This window comes from Limnothrix sp. FACHB-1083, from assembly GCF_014696485.1.
Taxonomy (GTDB): Bacteria; Cyanobacteriota; Cyanobacteriia; order CACIAM-69d; family CACIAM-69d; genus CACIAM-69d.
Genome location: NZ_JACJQD010000005.1, coordinates 56,800 through 72,335 on the forward strand (window position 1 = coordinate 56,800; position 15,536 = coordinate 72,335).

General features: G+C 57.3%; 15 protein-coding genes and 1 tRNA gene. 6 read left to right on the top strand and 10 right to left on the bottom strand.

All coding sequences use genetic code 11. The features are described 5' to 3' along the window. Window positions 1-8: 8 nt before the first annotated feature. On the top strand, window positions 9-1,727 hold the full coding sequence (locus tag H6F46_RS08065; protein ID WP_099533097.1) for a diflavin flavoprotein: 1,719 nt from the start codon (window positions 9-11) through the stop codon (window positions 1,725-1,727). Between the two features lie 249 nt (window positions 1,728-1,976). On the opposite strand, the gene H6F46_RS08070 is transcribed toward H6F46_RS08065, so the two are convergent. Then, window positions 1,977-3,104: a GAF domain-containing protein gene (locus H6F46_RS08070; RefSeq protein WP_158234417.1), complete on the bottom strand. Its 1,128-nt coding sequence runs from the start codon at window positions 3,102-3,104 to the stop codon at window positions 1,977-1,979. A gap of 4 nt (window positions 3,105-3,108) precedes the next feature. Here H6F46_RS08070 and H6F46_RS08075 point away from each other — a divergent pair, with 4 nt between their 5' ends. Both H6F46_RS08075 and H6F46_RS08080 read left to right on the top strand, forming a co-directional pair. Next, window positions 3,109-3,375: a hypothetical protein gene (locus H6F46_RS08075; RefSeq protein WP_190354494.1), complete on the top strand. Its 267-nt coding sequence runs from the start codon at window positions 3,109-3,111 to the stop codon at window positions 3,373-3,375. A 163-nt stretch (window positions 3,376-3,538) separates the two neighbouring features. Then, a tRNA-Lys gene (locus tag H6F46_RS08080) sits at window positions 3,539-3,610 on the top strand. A 61-nt stretch (window positions 3,611-3,671) separates the two neighbouring features. Here the strand turns inward: H6F46_RS08080 and H6F46_RS08085 are convergent. Then, window positions 3,672-5,099 carry a cobyric acid synthase gene (locus H6F46_RS08085; RefSeq protein ID WP_190354493.1) on the bottom strand — a complete coding sequence of 476 codons (1,428 nt, stop codon included), beginning with the start codon at window positions 5,097-5,099 and terminating at the stop codon, window positions 3,672-3,674. Window positions 5,100-5,288: 189 nt separating this feature from the next. Then, entirely contained in the window at window positions 5,289-5,711 is a 423-nt protein-coding gene (locus H6F46_RS08090; protein WP_199291458.1) for an Npun_F0494 family protein, read from the bottom strand. 374 nt (window positions 5,712-6,085) lie between these two features. Here H6F46_RS08090 and H6F46_RS08095 point away from each other — a divergent pair, with 374 nt between their 5' ends. Then, the gene (locus H6F46_RS08095) at window positions 6,086-6,919 is read left to right on the top strand and encodes a M48 family metallopeptidase (RefSeq protein ID WP_190354492.1); all 834 of its coding nucleotides are present in this window, start codon (window positions 6,086-6,088) and stop codon (window positions 6,917-6,919) included. Window positions 6,920-6,962: 43 nt separating this feature from the next. On the opposite strand, the gene H6F46_RS08100 is transcribed toward H6F46_RS08095, so the two are convergent. Both H6F46_RS08100 and H6F46_RS08105 read right to left on the bottom strand, forming a co-directional pair. After that, a complete protein-coding gene (locus tag H6F46_RS08100) occupies window positions 6,963-7,721 on the bottom strand; it encodes a metallophosphoesterase family protein (RefSeq protein WP_099533092.1) in 759 nt (252 codons plus the stop codon). Between the two features lie 416 nt (window positions 7,722-8,137). After that, window positions 8,138-8,893, bottom strand: coding sequence for a DUF1995 family protein (locus H6F46_RS08105; RefSeq protein WP_190354491.1), 756 nt, complete (start codon window positions 8,891-8,893; stop codon window positions 8,138-8,140). An 80-nt stretch (window positions 8,894-8,973) separates the two neighbouring features. On the opposite strand from H6F46_RS08105, the gene H6F46_RS08110 reads away from it, so the two are divergent. Continuing rightward, a complete protein-coding gene (locus tag H6F46_RS08110) occupies window positions 8,974-9,696 on the top strand; it encodes an ATP-dependent Zn protease (protein WP_099533090.1) in 723 nt (240 codons plus the stop codon). A 32-nt stretch (window positions 9,697-9,728) separates the two neighbouring features. On the opposite strand, the gene H6F46_RS08115 is transcribed toward H6F46_RS08110, so the two are convergent. Then, complete coding sequence (locus H6F46_RS08115; RefSeq protein ID WP_190354490.1) at window positions 9,729-10,814, bottom strand: ABC transporter ATP-binding protein; 1,086 nt, start codon at window positions 10,812-10,814, stop codon at window positions 9,729-9,731. 180 nt (window positions 10,815-10,994) lie between these two features. Then, window positions 10,995-12,647, bottom strand: coding sequence for a transglutaminase domain-containing protein (locus tag H6F46_RS08120; RefSeq protein WP_199291470.1), 1,653 nt, complete (start codon window positions 12,645-12,647; stop codon window positions 10,995-10,997). Window positions 12,648-13,253: 606 nt separating this feature from the next. On the opposite strand from H6F46_RS08120, the gene H6F46_RS08125 reads away from it, so the two are divergent. Beyond that, the gene (locus H6F46_RS08125; RefSeq protein WP_099533087.1) at window positions 13,254-13,700 is read left to right on the top strand and encodes a dTDP-4-dehydrorhamnose 3,5-epimerase; all 447 of its coding nucleotides are present in this window, start codon (window positions 13,254-13,256) and stop codon (window positions 13,698-13,700) included. Window positions 13,701-13,834: 134 nt separating this feature from the next. Here the strand turns inward: H6F46_RS08125 and H6F46_RS08130 are convergent, their stop codons facing one another. The 3 genes from H6F46_RS08130 to H6F46_RS08140 all read right to left on the bottom strand — a co-directional run bounded on the left by H6F46_RS08130 (window position 13,835) and on the right by H6F46_RS08140 (window position 15,457). Continuing rightward, complete coding sequence (locus H6F46_RS08130) at window positions 13,835-14,335, bottom strand: DUF4168 domain-containing protein (protein WP_190354488.1); 501 nt, start codon at window positions 14,333-14,335, stop codon at window positions 13,835-13,837. A 111-nt stretch (window positions 14,336-14,446) separates the two neighbouring features. Further along, a complete protein-coding gene (tsaB, locus tag H6F46_RS08135) occupies window positions 14,447-15,079 on the bottom strand; it encodes a tRNA (adenosine(37)-N6)-threonylcarbamoyltransferase complex dimerization subunit type 1 TsaB (RefSeq protein WP_099533085.1) in 633 nt (210 codons plus the stop codon). A gap of 36 nt (window positions 15,080-15,115) precedes the next feature. Beyond that, window positions 15,116-15,457: a Dethiobiotin synthetase gene (locus H6F46_RS08140; protein ID WP_099533084.1), complete on the bottom strand. Its 342-nt coding sequence runs from the start codon at window positions 15,455-15,457 to the stop codon at window positions 15,116-15,118. Between the last annotated feature and the right edge of the window lie 79 nt (window positions 15,458-15,536).

Here is a 15,536-nt window from a genome sequence, read left to right on the forward strand (position 1 = left end):
GTGCGAGCATGGTTGTCGCCACAGAACGTCCGCAAACCGAGAAGCGGTTGACGATTCAAACCGCCGAGATTGCCGCCCAAACCCTGACGATTCGATCGCTGGACTGGGATCGCGATCGCTTTGATATTGAATTTGGCCTGCAAAACGGCACAACCTATAACTCCTTCCTGATTCGCGGGGACAAAGTGGCCCTGGTGGACACCTCCCACGCCAAATTTCGCCAACTTTATCTGGATACCCTGAAGGGCGCGATCGACCCGGCCCAGATTGATTACCTGGTGGTGAGCCACACGGAACCGGATCACAGCGGCTTGGTGGCGGATCTGCTGGCCCTGAATCCTAATATCACCGTGGTGGCTTCCAAGGTGGCGATTCAGTTTCTGGAAAATCTGATTCACCAGCCCTTCAGCAAACTGCTGGTGAAAAGCGGCGAGAGCCTGGATTTGGGCCAAGGGCATGTGCTGGAGTTTTTGAATGCGCCCAATCTCCATTGGCCAGACACGATCTTTACCTATGACCACGGGACGCAGACCCTCTACACCTGCGATGCCTTTGGGATGCACTATTGCAGCGATGACCTGTTTGATGCGGATTTAGGGGCGATCGAGCCGGATTTTCGGTTCTATTACGAGTGCCTGATGGCCCCCAATGCTCGATCGGTCTTGGGAGCCATGAAGCGGATGGATGCCCTCCCCGGCTACCACACGATCGCCACCGGCCACGGCCCCCTGTTGCGCCACAACGTGGTTGAACTCACCGGTCGCTATCGCCACTGGAGCCAAACCAAGGCCGAAGCGGAAACCACTGCCGCCGTGTTCTATGTGTCCGACTATGGCTACAGCGATCGGCTGTCCCAGTCGATCGCCAAGGGGATCACCAAAACCGGCGTGGCTGTGGAAATGATGGATCTGAAAGCGGCTGATCCTCAGGAGTTGCGGGAGTTGGTGGAGCGATCGGTGGCGCTGGTTTTGGCTGCACCGCCCCAAGGGGAATGCGAAGCGGCGATCGGCACCATCTTGACCGTGGCCAACAACAAGCAGCGGATTGGTGTGTTTGAGTCTGGCGGTGGCCAAGACGAGCCGAGCTATCCCCTGTTCAACCGCTTCCGGGATTTGGGTCTGAAGCCAGCCTTTGACGTAATTCGGATTAGCACCAAGCCCCAAGCGTTCACTTACCAACTTTGCGAAGAAGCGGGCACGGACTTGGGCCAGGCATTGATGGTTAAAGAGACCGTCAAGCAAATGAAGTCCCTGGATTCCGATTTGGATAAGGCCTTGGGTCGTTTGAGCGGCGGCTTGTATATCATCACGGCCAAGAAGGGCGATGTGGCCAGCGCCATGTTGGCCTCTTGGGTGGTGCAAGCCAGCTTCCAGCCCCTGGGAATCACGATCGCGGTGGCCAAAGACCGGGCGATCGAGTCGCTGATGCAAGTGGGAGATCGCTTCGTGCTGAACATCTTGGAAGAGGGCAACTACGGCCACCTGATGCGGCACTTCCTGAAGCGGTTTGGCCCCGGTGAAGACCGTTTTGCCGGTGTGGAAACTCAGCAAGCCATCAACGGCTCCCCCATCCTCAGCGACGCGCTGGCCTATCTGGAATGCCAGGTCAGCAGCCGGATGGATTGCGGGGATCACTGGCTGGTCTACAGCGCCGTGGATAACGGTCGGGTCTCGAAGGAAAATGCCCTCACGGCCGTTCACCACCGCAAAGTGGGTAACCACTACTAACCACCAGGACTCCGGGGTGCGATCGGGTCAAGGGTTAATCAACAGCCGGTAGTAGCACGACAGGCTGAATACACTGGGTCAAAGTTGCGGAGCCAATCGTGGTAACAAGGGGCTTAAGCCCCTTGCTGCTTAACGATCAGGTGACGATAACAGCCATGTAAGTTGACCCAGCAAATTAAGGCAGCCGCGCTAGTAGGGTGGGCATTGCCCACCTGACCCGTAGACCACTGGCTAATTCAACAACTCTCCTTAAACGGTGTTGCCCGTGCGATAGGGCGATGAATCGACCCGGCGCACCATGCCAATCACGCCCGGTTCGCCGGAAAAGTGAATCCGCTCACCGTACAAGTCGAGGCCAATCAACCGCCCCGATCGATGCAGTCCCGGCAGCAAGCAGCTTAAGGGGCGCTGGTTGTCGCGAATGCAGTCTTCCAGCTTGTGAACCAGCATGGCTTGATAGTCCACGGGAATTAAATCCAGGATGGATTCAACCCGCGCCAATTCGCGCCGCCGATAGCCAAAAATTTGGGCAAAGCAGCGGTTAACGTAACGTAATCGCCCTTCAGCGGTGGTGATGTAAAGGCCGGTTTCTTCGAGGCCGCGGGCTTCGCTGGCGTTGACGGCACTTTGGATACTGCTGGGGAGAATGTTGGAGCTGGCGATCGAGTCTTCAAAGGGGTTCGCCAAGGAGGGCAAGGCGTTGGACTCGCCCCCAAAGGACGGCGCTTCGTGGCTGAGGGGATCCTCTTTACTTTCGTTTAGGCTGCTGGTGAGCTGGTCATAGAGCAAGGCGTTTTCTAAGTTGAGGGCGATCGCGTCGGCGGCAAATTGGGCCTGCTCCACACGCAAGGGGGTGAAGTGGTGCGGTTGGCTATGCATGAGGGTGGCCAGCGCCAACAGCCGTTTTCCGCGCTGGATGGGGATGCAAAGGGCCGATCGCACCGTATAGGGCTGGTTGGGCAGTTGCAACCACCGCTCATCGTTCATGGTGTCCATCACGATCGCGATTTGTCGGTGCTGGATCGTCCAGGCTGCCAGCCCTTCTTTCAGAATTTGGTTAACGATTTCTCGCTTTTGCTCCCGAATGGTGGAGCCTCGGGCCAATAAACATTCCGTGGCTTGCAGGTGCTCATCGAGGAGAAAAATACTGCCCTGTTCTGCCTGGCACAGGGATTGCAGGGCTTCCAAGATCTGTTGAGTCAGGGCCCGCAGCACCAAGCCGGTGGCGGTGGTCATTCGGGCTGTCACGATCCAACTGCCCAACAGTTCCTGCTGAAGACGAAGGGCAGCGTTGTGGGCATTGAGGCGATCGATTTCAGCATTGAGTCTGGAAACCTCGGGACTGGCCAAGATGCCGGACCCATCGCGATCGCTCATAACCTTGCTCTCCCAACTCGCCGCCGTGAATGCCAACTCTAGCCAAGGTATCACTCATCCCGAATTGCGGGGCCCCGATCGCGGAACTGGCCGCTTTTCGCCACTGGGCATCACCACCAGCGGCTGCCAAGGGACGATCGGGCAGCGGATTGGGCGGGGTGCGCGGGGGTTGGCGGATGCTGGAGATGAGCCGATCGGGAAATGCCAAGCTTGGAAACGGCAAACTAACCTTGTCGTGCTCTGGCTGAGAATCTGGCGCTTGAGGGTCTAGCACCTGAGAATATCGCCGCTGAGGGGCTAATTTGCTGGCTGATCGCGATCCTTGGCGGGGGTGATCGTGTTTTCCATTCCCATTCTGGGTGAATTCTGGCAAAGGTGCTTGAACTTTTTCAGCATCTTTGGCAATATAAACAAGCTTGACCCACAAGCAACCAGGGTGACTGGCGCAACGGCAGCGCATCGGACTCTTAATCCGCTGGTTCTGGGTTCGAATCCCAGGTCACCCATTTTCTGAAGCAACACCCTGAGCCGCGTCTTGAATCGCTCATTCTGTTGCGTTATTTTGCGTTATTTAAAGTGAAGGCCGATGGCGGCCCAGAGTCGATCGAGATTGATATTGACCGCCACATCGTCGGCCAGTGAGTCCAGCAACATATCCCGGTGCTCCCGGTAGTCGGGAATTCCCGTGGGCAAGGAAGACAGACCCCGTTGGTGGCGCAAACGGTTGAGCCAAGCCCGCCGCCAGGGACTGCTATCAAAAATGTCCGTCAGATAGGTTCCCCAAACCAGTTGGCTGCTGGACACCACGCCCAGCTTGGCATCGTCAAAGAGGGACTGCACGCTTTGGCTGTCCAAAATTTGGGTGTAGCTTTGGCGAAATTCACGGCTGGTGACCGGCAAGCCCGCTTGGGGATAGTTGGAGGTGGCCTGGCGTTCCCGATCGATCCAGTCGCCTGTGGTGATGCTGGAGATAGGCAACAGATCCAGTCCCATCAGTTCTTGGGAAGCGGTGTCTAGCCCTTGCAGTTGCACCACCTGGCGACCCAGCATCTGGAATCCTTCGCCAATGCCCAAAATAGTGCCGCCCGCGATCGCGTATTGCTGGAGATCTTCCGCAAAACCGGATTGGTGCAGGGCCTGGAGATCTTCGGCCAGGTTGTTCGATCGCGGCAAAACCACCGCGTCGGGATAGCCCAATTCTTGACCCAAATCAATGTAGCGAAGGGAAACTGTTGGCTCGGCCGACAGCGGATCCAGATCGCTGAAGCTGGCGATGTGGGGCAAGCGCACGGCGGCGATCGTGGTTTCAATGTCCGATTGACGACGACGGCGAGCAAACAGGTCGATCGACTCGGGCGAAGGGAAAAGGTTCTGGAGCCAGGGCATAACTCCCACCACGGGAATTCCGGTGCGCTGTTCCAACCAATCGCGACCGGGCTTGAGCCGATCGGGATTGCCCCGATATTTGTTAATGATGATCGCCCGTACCAATGCTTTTTCGGTTGGATCCATCAGCTCCAACGTCCCGATCGCGCTGGCCAACCAGCCCCCCCGATCGGCATCCACCACCAACACCACAGGCGCATTCAGGGTTTGCGCCAAGTGCAAGTTACAAACATCCTGCCCCGTCAAATACGCATCGGCCGGGCTGCCCACCCCATCGGCCACCAACACATCAAAGGCCTGAGTTAACCGCTCAAGGGATTGTTTGAGCACCGCCCAGACCCGTTCCGGAGACTGATCACCGGAACAGCGGGGATTGAAATCCGCTTGGGGTTCCGTGCGGGCCGCCCAGGCTTGCACCGCCTGGAAATAGGCGATTTGTTCCCCTTGGTTGGTGGTGTAGAGCATCGAGGAGGTGCTTTGGGCTTGGAAGGGAGCCACCTTCAGGCCCCGTCGATACAGCAGCCGACCGAGCGCCGAAGCCAACAGCGACTTCCCGGCCGCGTTACCTGTGCCGATCAGCAAAATTGCTTTGAGAGCCTGTGTGTCCATAAACTTCAACTTCGGAACCGATAAACGATCGGTTATCCCAAATACTGCGATTACTGAAATGTTTTAAGGGGCAAGAGCCTTCACCACGGCGGGGAAGGATTCATGCCGAAGTTCGCGTCGAAATCCGGGCCGAAGCCGGGCGACAGAACTGGAAGCTGAAACTGAGCAATGATCACGAGAGACCGAAACTTAGAGCGGCCATCGTCCCCAGCGCCACAGACCATTCCGCAGGCGATCGCCCCATCGGCCCTGAGTCCAGGCGGCGGGGTTCGCCTGCCACCGATCGAGCAACAAAAACCCCAGGGGCGTGAGCCGGAATCGATCGGTCAAGCCTTGACCATCAACCTCCCGTCGTAACATCCCCACCTGAATTAGCCACATCAGTTCGTTTTCTGCGGCCAATTCGCCCAAGGGCGATCGGGTCATTGATTGTTGCACAGCCGCCACACCCACCAACTCCGCGATCGCCACACTGCGACTGCGCATGGACTCGTAGAACTTCACCCCAAACGGCGCACAACGGACAGCACGCGCGGCTCGATGCACCGTTTTCTCAGGATAGGTGATTTGGATTGGGTTCACCTGCTGATTTGCTTGCTCCGCTGTTTCCACGCCAATACCTCAATCCTTGCCTAGCTGTTGGTTAACCCTTGTGTTGGAAATGCTAAATCCTGGAAATGCTGAATCCTGGGAATTTTCAATGCTGAAGAATGTTGGAAATGCTGAAGAATGCTGGAAATGCTGAAGGTGGAAAATGTTGGCGATGAGAATGGTTGAATTTGGGCAATTTCGACCGCTAATGCACCCCTGCTGATTTCTATCTCCAAAGTACAGCGTCGTTGGATCTTGAGAATGGGAAATTCCGTCATTCAGAGCAGCCTAGTTCAGGATTGGTCGATCGCGTCAGTGGCCGATCGAATCCCGCAGTTTTGAGGCATCCCGGTCAATGATAGATGGGAAAAGGGATCGGCAAAGGAACTGAAGCTATGACTTTCCTCACCTCCGGGCGATCGCGCCGCTGGATTTACGGTTTGCTGGCCCTTTGTGCGGCCGTGATCACCACCCTCAGCACGCCACCGATCGTCCAAGCGGTCGATTGGTTAGACCTGCTCCGACGCGGCTTTGAAGTTTATCAACTCTCGAATCTTTCCGATGCCCAAGAAGTGGATTTAGGGCGACAGATCGATCGGGAACTGAGCCGCCGATTGCGATTGGTGAATAACAGTCCCCTCAATCGGCTGGTGGACTCGATCGGGCAGCGCCTCGCCGCCGTCAGCAGCCGCCCCAACATTCCCTACACCTTTCGGGTGGTCAACAGCCGCGATATCAACGCCTTTGCCACCATGGGCGGTTTTGTTTATGTCAATTTGGGGCTGATGGTTGCGGCCGAAAACGAAGCGGAACTCGCTGGCGTGATGGCCCACGAAATTGGCCACATCACCGAGCGCCATGTGGTCAAAAACCTGCGGAGCCGGGCCCTGTCGGACGGAATTTTGAGCGCCACGGGTCTCGATCGCCGCCGGGCCACCAGCCTGGGTGTGGAGTTGGCGTTAAATTTGCCCCGCAGTCGCCAAGCGGAGTTTGAATCTGATCAAGTGGGGGTGACCCTGCTGCAACGGGCCCAATATGCCCCGATCGGGTTGCCCAGCTTTTTACAAAAACTTCGTAGTCGGCGGGAACCGCCTGCCATCCTCAGCACTCACCCCAACAGTGATGAACGGGTGGCGCGATTGCTGCAACTGATTGGCCCCAATGGCAGCAATGGCATGGGGCTGGACAATGCGGAATATCAAGGATTTGTGCGATCGGCCCTGCGCTAACGGCCAGGCGCTAAAAACGGGCACTGAAAACAGGCGATCGCCCCTAGAATCGACCCACCACGGCCTCTGGCATGATCGAAATCGTCGCTTCCGCCAGGGGCCGAATTCGGGTTTCACTGCGATAAATATTGACCTGGTAGACCATTTGCTGAGTGAGGTCAACGCCCGTCAACCAACCGCTGCGGGGGTGATAGGCTCCGGTGTCAATGTCCAGCCAGCCGGGCCCCCGAGCCAATTGCCCCGGTTCAATGCCCGGGAGCGTGAAGGTGATGGTGTGGCCCGTCACGATCGTTTTGTCGTTGAAGTAGGGCTGGGGGAAGCTGTGGAACGAGTCACGGATCCAACAAAATTGCTGAATGCCTTGCACATCTAAAGGCAAAGTGGGATCCACCCCCGCATGGACGATCCAATAGTCACCCCAATCAACGTAGAGGGGGAGCGATCGCATCCAGTCAAAGTGCGCGTGGGGAATTCCCGGCTCGCCATAAAAATCTTGGTAGCTCACCAGGGTCATTTGTCCACCGCTGAAGAGCCAGGCTTGCAGCGGTTGTTGCAGCACTTGACCCTCGTGCAAAATGTCCAGCAACATGCGTTCGTGATTCCCCAGCAAGCATTGGTAGGGGCTATGCATCACGAAATCCACCACCTGGGCACTTTTGGGGCCGCGATCGATTAAATCACCCACAAAGCAGAGCTGATCATCCTGGCCAGGTGCAATCAAGCCCAACAAGTGCATTAAGCCATCGTATTGTCCGTGGACATCACCAATGACAATTTTTCGAGTCGCTGAAGTCGCATCCATACCTATTATCTTGACGTGCGATCGCCCCAACATGCCAGTTCACGATCGCGATCTGATGGGGGATTTTTTCGCAGACCGCCGTTAATTCGACTTACAGCTTAGCGCCATCGGGTTTTGACCGCTTAATACCTGATCCACGATCGCCCGTGAGAATCGTCACAAGTTACGGTGACGAATGTAGCTGATCGAGCCGATCCAGCCGATCGCATCGAACCGATCAAGCCGATCAAGCTGCCGCTGCTCGATCGTGGGAACAAGGGGTTTAAACCCCTTGTCTGGGTGGGTTGGGGTTAGAAGAATCAGCCATCGCGGCCGGACTCGATCGAACCGATGGCTTGTGTTCAAACCCGCTTCCCGCTCCCCTCATCTTCAGTTCGTTGATTAACCCAATGGCAAAGGCCCGAACTGCGGAAGCTCTAGTTGCTGAGGGCCTTCAGGAAATTTTGCAATTGCCCCAGGAAGCCTTGGCGCTGGGCCGCCGCATTCACGGCCGCGTTGGGGCTGTTGGTGTCCTCACCGCCAGTGGCTTGCAGCAAGATTTCATCCAAGGCCTCGCCAGCGGGCCGTTGGGGACGGGTGGCCACCAATTGATAATCAGCGTTCTCGTCAGCGGGTTCTAGCCACACTTCCCACTGGCCCGGGAAAGCCCGGCGCACGGCTGCTCCTTCGATGGGGCGCAGATAATAGGCCGTGACGATTTGGTTTAAGAACCGATCGCGCAGTTGCCGGCCCGCGTAGCCAATGCCAATGATCGCCAGGTCTTCCATCCGAGGATTCAGGAAAATCACGGGTCGATCGCCCGCCTCTTGGCACAGTTGCTCCACCTGAGTCACTTCCACGGCCGACGGTTCAATGAACAAAAAGATGCCATCCTCCGGTTGCACCTTGCCGGTCATGGGAGTGCGCCCCGATCCCACATCGGTGATCCGAAAAGGGCGATCGCCCCAATCGCGCCGGGCCAAGGCGGCCGCCCCCGCATCGGGGAAAAAGATTTTGAGCCGATCGCCCCAGGGTTCCAAGGCCGCGAGGAAACTTTCCGCCACGGGCATCACTTTCAGCTCCGGCAAAACCAATTCCACCTGAATGAGCGTTAGCCCCTCATCCAAAGCGGCAAGGGTGGCACTGCGGGCTTGGGCGATCGCCTCGGCTAAATCCTGGGGAATTCCGCTCATGATAGGGGTTTCTATGAAAAAACTATTAAGCTACAAATACTGTTCTTTATACCGTTTTTGGCCGCTTTGCCACCGCCGCTATGGGAAACATCACGCTCAATCTGGTTGCGATCGGGGTGTTTGTGGTCACCTTGTCTAGCCTGTTTGGCCCCTTGATTGCCCTTCCGGCGGAAGTGCCAGCCCTGTTCACCGCTGGCTTTTTGGGATTGGCGGCGGTCGATCGCTTTGGGTGGCAAGGTCGGGGCGGCACGTTGCTGGTGGACTGGTTTGCCAACCGATCGACGGCCCACCGCGATCGCATTTTGCACCACGAGGCGGGCCATTTTTTGGTGGCCCACTTGTTGGAAATTCCCGTTTCTGGCTATGCCCTCAATGCTTGGGAAGCATTTCAGCAGGGCTATCCCGGTTCCGGTGGGGTGCAATTTGCCGATCAGGAACTGGCCCAATGGCTCGATCGCGGTGAAGTGCCGGCCCGCATTCTCAGCCACTACGCCACCGTTTGGATGGCGGGCATTGCTGCTGAACAGTTGGTCTATGGCAACGCAGAAGGCGGCAGTGATGATCGCCAAAAACTCCTGAGCCTTTGGGCCCAACTCAGCACCCAGGGCCAAGGCAACCGCCCCAATGCCACCGCCCAAATGAATTTGTCGATTTTGCGAGCCAAGACGCTGCTGCAACAAAATGAGCGGGCCTATGGTGCTTTGGTGGCCCAACTGCGCGATCGGGGTTCGATCGACCAATGCAAGGCTGCGATCGACCAACACAAAGTCTCCCCGATCGATCAACCCTCCCAAGCGGCCTAGGTTGGCTGAATCGCGTGAGTTGCGCAGCGGGATTAGTCTGGGCCGATCGGGAAGGCCCGCAATCGGGGGCTGGTGATTTTGAGATGCACCCGATCGCCCGGTTCCAGCTTGCACCGCCAGTCCGTGACCACTTGCAACCGCTCGCCACTGGGTAATTGCACCAGGTAAACATATTCCCGTCCTAGGAATTGGCGCTCCAGCAATTGGCCGTGGCCTTGGGGATCGGCTTCCAGGGTCACATCCGTTTGGCGAATCGCCAGCTCCACCCGATCGCCCGGGGGATCGTTGCCCAGTTGTTCCGGCAAAATTAGCCCCAATTCCGTTTGCCAACCTTGGGCCGATCGGGTGGCGATCAGGAAATTAGTCTCTGCTACAAACCCGGCCACAAACCGGGAATCCGGCTCCCAATAGAGACCTTCAGGGCTGTCGATTTGCTCGATTTGGCCCCGACGCATCACGGCCACTCGATCGGCGATCGCCATAGCCTCTTCCCGATCGTGGGTGACAAAAACGGCGGCGGCTCCGGCCCGTTTCAAAATGGCTCGCACTTCCTGGCGCAACCGTTGGCGCACCCGGGCATCCAAATTACTCAGCGGCTCATCCAACAGAATCAAGGACGGCTGCGGGGCGATCGATCGAGCCAGGGCCACCCGTTGCTGTTGGCCGCCCGACAGTTCGTGGGGATAGCGTTTTTCCAGGCCTTCTAATCCCACCAGGGCGATCGCCTCGGCCACCCGATCGTGTAATGCCTGGGGAGCCTGTTTCCGCAATCGATCTAGCCCAAAACCGACATTTTGGGCCACGGTCAGGTGGGGAAACAGGGCGTAATCCTGAAAGACCATGCCCAGTTGGCGGCGCTCCGGCGGAACCCAACCGCCCGGCCCCGCCACGGGCCGCCCTGACAACACGATCGCCCCCTCATTCGGCATTTCCAACCCGGCAATGAGTCGCAGCAAGGTGGTTTTGCCGCAGCCGGAGGGGCCCAACAATGCCAGAAGTTCGCCCTGCATCAGGGTCAGCGTTACCCGATCGACCGCAGCCGGCCCGGTTTGATAGCGACGGGTTACGCAGTCTAAATGCAAAATGGCCAAATCCAAACGGGCGGCAGCGTCGGTCATGGTCGGGCAATCCACAAGGCAAAGGGCAAGGTCAGCCACAGGTCATCCTATGACGTTCGCTTGCTTCTTGCCAATCACTTGCAAGTATCAGCGCAAAAATGGAGCCTGTGGATCCGATGCAGATCTCGTGTAGATCTATCCCCATGAGATCTACACGAGATCTCGCGGATGCCGTGGACTTTAGGGGCGATCGAGTGGATCCAGCTCTTCCAAAATTCGGAACCGCACATGGTTGAGCGCCAAATCACCCACCTTCAGATCCGACAATTCCGCCAAGGGTTGCCCACCCAACTGAATTCCTTGGAATCGAGATCCCTTGGCAATTTCCACATGGTTCCAAGGCAGGGCCATGAAATAGCGAGTGGGATAGGGGCCGCCCTCTTGGATGTCGTCGGGGTTGGACTCCATGGGCACCCAGCCGAACCCGGGAATGAAGAACTCTAGCCAAACGTGGTTGTAGTCGGGATAGAGCGCCACTTGGGTGCGATCGGCCGGTTGTGGGCACTTGTAACGACCTACGGTGCGGGTGGCGATGCCATTCAGCCGAGACAGGGCCAGCAACACGCCCACATATTCACCGCAACAGCCATAACCGCGATCGAGCACCGCATCGGGCGGTTCAATGCTGCGACGAATCCGATAACCCAGGCGATCGTAAACATAGTTCCGAATGGCCAACATTTGCCGCAGCAAGTTGGTTTCGGTGCCGATCGCCTCGCGGGCCGCCGCCCGCACCGAAGGCTGATCCATCGCCAAATTGTCGTTATCAACTAAATATTTTTCGGTGTAGTCTGCGGGCAATTGGCAGTCCGCCAGGGAGGGCAACCGTTCCACATCCGGCGGCGTGAGTTGGTAGCGAATGCCCCGCACATCGATGATCGCTTTCCAACCAAACAGCCGCCCTTCACCCCGCTCGATCGAGCCAAATTTGAAGACCGCCACCTGCTGACCGTCGGGCAACAGTTCAATTTCAAAGGGCATCCCCACGGGTTCGACGCTTTGCACCGTTTGCCGATCGGTGTTGGCCGGCAAGGAAATGCGCCACTCCAAATCCTTCAGCAGACTGAAATCCACCCCTTCCAAGGGTGACAGTTCTTCCACATAGAACATCTCAATCCGGTAGCCGTTGGAGAGGGCATAGCCCCGATCGGGATAAAAGCCATAGTCCAGGGGGCCGATCGTCACCCGATCGCGGAACGCCACTTGCAGGGGTTCCGGATCGTTGGGGTTGTCGCGGATGTAGGGTTCTTCGCCCGAGTAGGCCACCCAAAGGGTTCCCGCTTGATCAAAAGCCAAAGCCGTGGGCGATTCGTAGGGAGTCAGGACGCTGAAATTCACCAGCCCCGTCGCCCGATCGAGACAATAAACCGTTTGCTCCAGGCGATCGCACACCCAAAGTTCTTCGCCCCTTGCCACCAAATTTTCTACCCCAATCCCGGGGGCATAGAACCGGGTAATTTCACGTCCTGTGTTCAAATCCAGCACATAGATACAGCCCGATCGCTGGGAGGACACGTATAGGGTCGATCGATAAATCGCCACCCCTTCCACCCACTCGGGCAGGGTGTACATGGGTTTGGGTTCCCACTGGCCCCAATTGCAGGCGAGCACTTCCCGATCGCGCGTGAACCAGACCGAGGGCACATCAGCTCCGGCCAACGGCGGCCCAATGGCCAGCCCGATCGCATCCAGAAAATCCCCAACCTGATAAACATTCAGAACTTCAGTGCAGTCGGTTGCCAAGTCCACCAGCAGCAGATGGCCCCGGGCCGCATCCAAGGCCAGCACCTGATCCTGATGAATCGCCAGGCCGCGCAAGGCATAGGTCGCCAAGGGACGACAAAGGCGATGGCGGCGATCGGGCGGGGCCGGGGAGTCGGTGGCCTCGGCGTTGGGGCGATCGGTGTCATGGGGCGATCGAAATGGCGACTGACGAGATTTCGCAAACACGGTTTTTAGGGGGCAGCCTCAACGGCGGCGGCGCGATTAATTTGTACGATAACCCGTTCTCGGAGACTGTATCAATTGCACCGGATTGGAAACCTTCCAATACTGACAGCTAGGCTTGGGGTTTGCTATCGATCGCTCCCAAAAACGCCCCAGAATCTTCAGCAGACTTTTTAGAAAACCTTCAGAATCAATCGCGATCAATTGCTCCCCGATGTTTACCATTGCGTGGCTTATGTCATGCCTTTGCTGACCTTTTGGGGGGCGCGAATCTTGAGCTTTGACCCAGAGCCTGTGTTGGCATTTAACTGGAAAGTTTCGCCTAAGAATTTTGCTGAGAAATCTTGGGTTAATGGAAATTTTGTATCAAAAAGATCAAAAAACTAAAAATTAGCCAGAAAAAACCAGTTCCCACGACTTTTTAAAAAATGCGTTAGACTAACCGCCAGCGCCATTGTGATCGATCGCTCAAATGCTCTTGAGGTATAGATCATGGGACTTTCTCAAACAATCCAAGTGAAGCGGCTCGACTCCATGAAGTCGGGAATGGCAGAGTTTTACACGCCCCAATCCTGCCATGAAACAATGTTGGTGCAAGTGCCAGCCATGGCGCGGGATGATTTATTTGTGCATCGGTTTCAGACCGATCAATTGTTGGTGGTGCGGGGCAGTTTTGTGATGGTGGTGTTGCAAAACCGTCGCTATCAATACATTCCTTTGAGCGATCGTGTGCCGGTGGTTTTAACCATTCCGCCCGGTGTGCCCCATGGTGCTTTGAACTTCAGCCAAGATCCCTGTTTGGTGGTGAATGCTGTGGTGCGTCACGGAGCAGCCCATCGCCTTGACTACCGACCCATGAAACCACCCTTTCCCTACGATTTGGCAGTGGCGGAACAGTCCTTGGCGGCGCTGTTGAATTGTGTGGAAGCGGCGGCTTAATCGCCCGCTTGAATCGCTCGCTTGAATCACCCGCTCGAATCGCCCGATTGATCGGTTGTTGGCTCGATCGCTTCATCAGGACTGACGCAACAGATAGATCACTTAGGTCGCTTAGATCGCCTAGATCGCTGATTTCAACGGGGTTCAGCTTCCAATTCCTGAAGCCTGGCTGCAATTCGTTCTCCAAAATCGGGATCGTTGTTCGCCAAGCTCAGGAGTTGCACATATTCCTGGGGTTTCAAACCCGCCTGCTCGATCGCCTCGAAAGCCTCCAGCTCAATTTCCTGCTCCAAGCGGCTGGCTTCCGGTTCAGTTTCCGCTTGGCGCAGCTCTCCTTCCCGCCGCTCCAACAGGGCCAGCACTTGCAAATAGGCCCGCACGAATTGGGTCACCTTTTCGGCCGGTACGGCGCTGGCATCGGGTGAAATCGGGGCGGCTGACCCGGGCGCGGCCAGCGGGATCGGTTCCGTGGCGGCCCAGGCGGGGATCAAGGCGCTGCCCCACAGCCCGCTGATTAGGCAGCCGATCAACGCGATCAACCCGATCGAGCGGAACAGTTTGCCCACCAATCGCCCGGCTTGGCGGAGGCGATCGCCCCAAGGAAGGCACGAAAACTGGCTCGATCGATTGGCCATGGGTCTGTCTGCGGTTGTGCTGATGGGCTGGAGCTGCTGATTGGTTCTAGCTGATGAAGCTGGGCCGTTTATTTGAGCCGATCGATGGCGCTGAAATTGCGGTTGATCGCCCTATCGATCGACCGGATGTTGGCCATAGTGCGGCAATACCGTAGACCAATGGGGCCGAACGTCCTTTGCCCAATCCTGTTGGGCCAGTTGCAAAAGGGCGATCGCGTCTTGGCCCAAATCTGCCTCCGCCGTCACGATCACACAGGGAGCCGGTTGCTGGGCGATCGTGGTTTCCCACTGTTCCGGAGCCAAGACCCGATCGCTCAAATGGGTCACCAAGCCCGCCGCCGTAACCTCATAAATGCCCCCATGCCATTCTCCTCGTCGGGCCGGCATTTGCACCGCCAGCCATTCACCCGGTTGGGCCCGTTGGCGCTGTCGCCAGGCCGCCGCCGCCAGGGTGGAATAGCCAAACAGCGGGAGATCCAACTGTTGCGCAAGGGTGCGGGCCGCCACCACGCCAATGCGGGTGCTGGTGAAACCGCCGGGGCCGATCGCCACCGCCAAAAGCTGCACCGCCGACCAAGGCAGGGGATACACAAACTCCGACAGTCGATCGTGGAAATCGCTGGATAGTTTTGTGCCCAATTCCCAAACCCGCCCCACCATGTCACGGGGCGAGTCTCCCTTAGCCAATCCCAACTGGGCGCTGGCGGTGTGGATGGCGATGCCCCAACGGTTCCCCTCAGTCATGCGGCAATCTTGTGCTCTTGAAATGCTGTTGAAGTTCTAATCTTGCCAGCTTCCGGCAAAGATGCTGCCTGCGGCCCGCGCGATCCGCCCCAAGTCTTCATCCAACAGCGGCGGCCAGTTCACCCCCTGTCGATCGCCCTGTTCATAGGCCTCGCGACTTTCTACCGCAATCCGATAGAGCGGCCCGGCCAGCTCCCGGCTGAGGCTGGGAGTTCCTTCCAAAGCGTTGTAGACCATTTTCAGGGCCAACAGAATGGAGGTAACTTGTCCGGGAATTGGGGGTTTGCCTGCCTTCAGCCGATTCAAAAATGCATCGGCATTTTCAGAACTCGCGTTGCCTTGGCCAATCAAAAAGCCGCGGGCGGTTTCGTAATCCATAGACAGGGTTGGGTTGAATCAGTTGAATCAACGGATAGCGTTCATGCCAACAGGGCCGGCGGTTAATTAACCCAAGGCA

Bases quoted from the DNA above. Each gene is read 5' to 3' on its own strand.
- H6F46_RS08130 (WP_190354488.1), bottom strand. From the start codon at position 14,335: ATGGCCAATCGATCGAGCCAGTTTTCGTGCCTTCCTTGGGGCGATCGC.
- H6F46_RS08065 (WP_099533097.1), top strand. From the start codon at position 9: ATGGTTGTCGCCACAGAACGTCCGCAAACCGAGAAGCGGTTGACGATT.
- H6F46_RS08110 (WP_099533090.1), top strand. From the start codon at position 8,974: ATGGGAAACATCACGCTCAATCTGGTTGCGATCGGGGTGTTTGTGGTC.
- H6F46_RS08115 (WP_190354490.1), bottom strand. From the start codon at position 10,814: ATGACCGACGCTGCCGCCCGTTTGGATTTGGCCATTTTGCATTTAGAC.
- tsaB (WP_099533085.1), bottom strand. From the start codon at position 15,079: ATGACTGAGGGGAACCGTTGGGGCATCGCCATCCACACCGCCAGCGCC.
- H6F46_RS08095 (WP_190354492.1), top strand. From the start codon at position 6,086: ATGACTTTCCTCACCTCCGGGCGATCGCGCCGCTGGATTTACGGTTTG.
- H6F46_RS08100 (WP_099533092.1), bottom strand. From the start codon at position 7,721: ATGGATGCGACTTCAGCGACTCGAAAAATTGTCATTGGTGATGTCCAC.
- H6F46_RS08125 (WP_099533087.1), top strand. From the start codon at position 13,254: ATGGGACTTTCTCAAACAATCCAAGTGAAGCGGCTCGACTCCATGAAG.
- H6F46_RS08140 (WP_099533084.1), bottom strand. From the start codon at position 15,457: ATGGATTACGAAACCGCCCGCGGCTTTTTGATTGGCCAAGGCAACGCG.
- H6F46_RS08105 (WP_190354491.1), bottom strand. From the start codon at position 8,893: ATGAGCGGAATTCCCCAGGATTTAGCCGAGGCGATCGCCCAAGCCCGC.
- H6F46_RS08085 (WP_190354493.1), bottom strand. From the start codon at position 5,099: ATGGACACACAGGCTCTCAAAGCAATTTTGCTGATCGGCACAGGTAAC.
- H6F46_RS08070 (WP_158234417.1), bottom strand. From the start codon at position 3,104: ATGAGCGATCGCGATGGGTCCGGCATCTTGGCCAGTCCCGAGGTTTCC.